Origin of the sequence: Acidovorax sp. HMWF018, from assembly GCF_003061035.1 — a bacterium.
In the GTDB taxonomy this organism is placed as follows: domain Bacteria; phylum Pseudomonadota; class Gammaproteobacteria; order Burkholderiales; family Burkholderiaceae_C; genus Acidovorax; species Acidovorax delafieldii.
In genome coordinates this window covers 1-2,387 of the sequence record NZ_QAIM01000514.1, presented here as the reverse complement: position 1 = coordinate 2,387, position 2,387 = coordinate 1, and the positions used below count along the sequence as shown (strand labels likewise).

Here is a 2,387-nt window from a genome sequence, read left to right as displayed (position 1 = left end):
GCACATTGGCCAGGATGGGCAGCGTGTGGCGGCGCTCCACGATGCCAGCCACGGACTGCAGAACCGCGAGAACCTTGTCTTGTGTTGCCTTCAGGACGATCATGTCATCAACCTCTTGTGGTTTTGGGACGGTGCGTGGACAGCGGCACAGGTCATGCCTCCCCCTGCTATCTATAACCCGCCATTTTGCCCCTTAACGGGGTCGCTTCTTCGTGGGGCTGCCCGACGGGCGTTTCCCGCTGGTTATCTACACTTGGCGCTACCCTTTGAGCGTCTGCTCCAGCACGTGCAGCTGCTGGTTCAACTCGGTCAGCTGCTGGCGTTCGCCCGCAATCTTGCGCACAGCATGCAAAACCGTGGTGTGGTCGCGCCCGCCAAACAATTCTCCGATCTCGGGAAGGCTCTTTTGCGTCAGCTCCTTGGCCAGGTACATCGCAATCTGGCGCGGGCGGGCAATACTGGCCGGGCGCTTCTTGCTGTACATGTCGGCGACCTTGATCTTGTAGTAGTCGGCCACCGTCTTCTGGATGTTTTCCACAGAAATCTGCCGGTTCTGGATGGACAGCAGATCACGCAGCGCCTCGCGGGCCAGCTGGATCGAAATCTCTTTCTGGTTGAAGCGCGAGTACGCCAGGATTTTGCGCAGTGCGCCTTCGAGCTCGCGCACGTTGGAGCGCACGTTTTTGGCCACGAAGAAGGCGACTTCCTCGGGCATCTCGGTGCCCTCGACGCGCGCCTTGTTGATCAGAATGGCCACGCGCATTTCGAGTTCGGGCGGCTCGATGGCCACCGTGAGACCCGAGTCGAAGCGCGACACCAGCCGCTCGTGGATGTTGGCCAGGCCCTTGGGGTAGGTGTCCGACGTCATCACGATGTGCGACTTCTTGGCCAGCAGGGCTTCGAACGCATTGAAGAACTCTTCCTGCGTGCGGTCCTTGTTGGCGAAGAACTGCACATCGTCGATCAGCAGCAGGTCGAGCGAGTGATAGCGCTCCTTGAACTCGTCGAAGGTCCGGCGCTGGTAGGCCTTAACCACATCCGACACGAACTGCTCGGCATGGATGTAGAGAACTTTGGCGTCGGGCTTGTCCTGCAGCAGGCGGTTGCCCACAGCGTGCACCAGGTGGGTCTTGCCCAGGCCCACGCCGCCGTAGATGAACAGCGGGTTGTACAGGTGGCCGGGCATGCCCGCCACGTGCATGGCCGCAGAGCGCGCCATGCGGTTGGCCGTGCCCTCCACCAGGGTCTCGAACGTGAGGGCGGCGTTGAGGCGGTTGCGGAACGCGCCCGCCGAGGCCTCATCGTTGCTACTGGATGGGGGGTCGGCTGGCGCTGCGGGGCTGGAGGGCTCCTGCGATGTAGGCCGTACATAAGTCCTGGCAACGGATTCGCGCTGAGCGAGTGCTAACTCCAGTGTGACCGGTTGGCCATACAGGCCTTCGAGCAGCGCGGCAATGCGGCCGGCGTATTGGGCGCGGATCCAGTCGAGCTTGAAGCGGTTGCCCACGAGCAGCGTGACTTTGGAGAAGTCTTCGGCCACTTGGGCAATCAGGGGTTTGATCCAGGTGTTGAATTGTTGTTCTGGCAGGTCTTGTGCCAGTTGCTCAACGCAGGCTTGCCACAGGCCCTGACCGGCATCTGAGCCGGGCGAATTGATAGGGCTGCGGGTGGGTTCCTCGGTCATTTCTGGGGAATTCTTATTGTGGATAGGAGGAACGGGGTAAGGCGGTGGATTGTAGCTTGTCAAGGAGTTATCCACAATTTGAAGGCGGCTGTCATCCGGGGGAATCCGGGGTTGCCATACGGGGAAGAAGTGGCCTGAAAGGGGCGGGCGCTGCTGCCTCCGCGACCCGCTGGTAAAGGCCTGCCCATCGAAAGGCATTGCCAGTCGGCCACAAGCCTGCGATAATTTTGGGTTTCCCTGAATGTGTTCAGGGTGATTTGACCCGGCGCGCCGTTATTTCTGCCCCGTGGGTCTGCCTCCAGGCGATGTTTCATACATGGTGTGGGTGTGCAGATTGCAGGGGGTTCAAGAGCAGCAGTCCGGAACTGAACCTCAAGGAATAGCACCATGAAACGTACTTACCAGCCCTCCAAGACGCGCCGCGCGCGCACCCACGGTTTCCTCGTCCGCATGAAGACCCGCGGCGGCCGTGCCGTTATCAACGCACGCCGCGCCAAGGGCCGCAAGCGCCTGGCCGTCTAAGGCCGATACGGTCTACGGCCTGCTCCCCGCCTGTTCCCGGTTTGTACCGCCAGGTTCCAAACGGGGCGCTTGCATGCACAGGCTAAAAACCCGGCCGCAGTTCCAGGCTGCCATGGCGGGGGGCACTGTCTCCCGCACGGCGCATTTTGCGTTGCACCGTTTGGCACTGGACGCCAACAGC

The 2,387-nt window shown here is 61.4% G+C and carries 2 protein-coding genes and 1 pseudogene; 2 read left to right on the top strand and 1 reads right to left on the bottom strand.

What is annotated here, in order from left to right; all coding sequences use genetic code 11:
- Nucleotides 1-259: 259 nt before the first annotated feature.
- The gene (gene dnaA, locus DBR23_RS21910; RefSeq protein WP_082564845.1) at nt 260-1,684 is read right to left on the bottom strand and encodes a chromosomal replication initiator protein DnaA; all 1,425 of its coding nucleotides are present in this window, start codon (nt 1,682-1,684) and stop codon (nt 260-262) included.
- 387 nt (nt 1,685-2,071) lie between these two features.
- Between dnaA and rpmH the strand changes: the two genes are divergently transcribed.
- Together rpmH and DBR23_RS31485 are read left to right on the top strand one after the other, a co-directional pair.
- Nucleotides 2,072-2,206: a 50S ribosomal protein L34 gene (rpmH, locus tag DBR23_RS21905; RefSeq protein WP_005798102.1), complete on the top strand. Its 135-nt coding sequence runs from the start codon at nt 2,072-2,074 to the stop codon at nt 2,204-2,206.
- 73 nt (nt 2,207-2,279) lie between these two features.
- A pseudogene (locus DBR23_RS31485) lies at nt 2,280-2,387 on the top strand (ribonuclease P); the annotation flags it as partial.